Source organism: Streptomyces sp. TAA486, assembly GCF_000426165.1.
Genome location: NZ_AUEV01000033.1, coordinates 1 through 1316 on the forward strand (window position 1 = coordinate 1; position 1316 = coordinate 1316).

The window sequence follows — 1316 nt, forward strand, 5'->3', positions numbered from 1 at the left end:
GCAGAAAGCGCTTGCCGCGCACACCTTCAAGGAAGGTGAGCAGGAGAAGCTGAACGACCTCGCGTACACGACGGACGAACTGGCTGAGGTCCCTGCGATTCCCGACAGGCGGCGGGGGGCACCACCCATTCATCTCGTCAACTGGATCATCTTCTGGGTCTGGATGCAGCGGCCGGGAATGAAGGATATTGTCGCGGCCCGCGAAGCGGGGCAAAGTAAATCCAACAACTGGAAGAAGCTGGCCCGCAAGGCTGCTAAGCGGGTGGAGGCTAAACGGCTGGAGGCCGAGGAGGCCGACCTCGGGCAACGGCAGTCGGGAGCGCCCACTCAAGAGCAGTCCACACAACAAGTGTCATGGGCGAAGAAAGTGCTTGACGCGGGCAAGCTCAAGGACGGTGATCGGGAGAAGCTGGACGAACTCGCGCCCACGGTGGAAGAGCTGGCCGAGGTCCCCGCGATCCCCAAACGGCATAGAGGTGAACGCGAAGATGCCGCCATGTGGATCATTTATTGGGTATTGATGCAGCGGCCGGAAACGACCGATATTAGCGCGGCCCGCACAGTGGGGCTTCGTACAACCGATCTTTGGATGAGGAGGGACCGCGAGGCTTCCGCGCGCGTGAAGGGTCTTCGGCTGGAGGCCCAGCAGCGTAAGCAGGCCGATGAGGCCAACCCGGCGGCGCCGCGGCGGCCCATGCGGCTGAGCAAGGAGCAACTGGCGGCAGTGCTCGCCGACGTTAAGGCCACGCGGGAAGAGTTGGCCGCCGTGCCTCCGACTCCGGGCACCACAAAACCCTTTGATGACACGAAGTGGACAATCTTCTGGGTAGTGAAGCAGCGGGTGGGAGTAACCACTACTGGTGCGGCTGACCAAGCTAGGGTTTCTAACGTCGGAATTTGGCTTGCCGGTAAGAGTGTGGACGTCAAATGGGTGGACGCTATTCAGTTGGCCCGGTTCGCGCGCATGGTGCTGGAAAAGGAAGGGGCCGGTTCTGAGGACGCCGTCGGCGAGGTGATCGAAGAGAAGAAAATTCAGCGCAATAGGATCGCTCGGAAGAATTGGGAATGGTATAAGGTCTACCGGGAAAATAGGGAGAGTGTCGGCATTGTCGAGGCGGCCGGGATTGCGGGGCAAACTTCGGAGACCGGCCATATGTGGGAGCTGGTGAGGAAGAACGATCCGGGGGCCGGGGTAGCGAGTGAGGGCGTTCGCAGTGAGGGTGTTCTCGATGTTGGGAAGCGCGCCGGTCTGATGCGTGCGGCGAATGACATGCTCGCCGGGCGCAGGCGAGGTGACGAGCCGGCACTCAGTCTCG

General features: G+C 61.6%; 1 protein-coding gene. It reads left to right on the forward strand.

From position 1 onward, the window contains the following. On the forward strand, nt 1–1316 hold a 1316-nt coding region (locus I004_RS36540; protein WP_037978193.1), incomplete at both ends, for a hypothetical protein.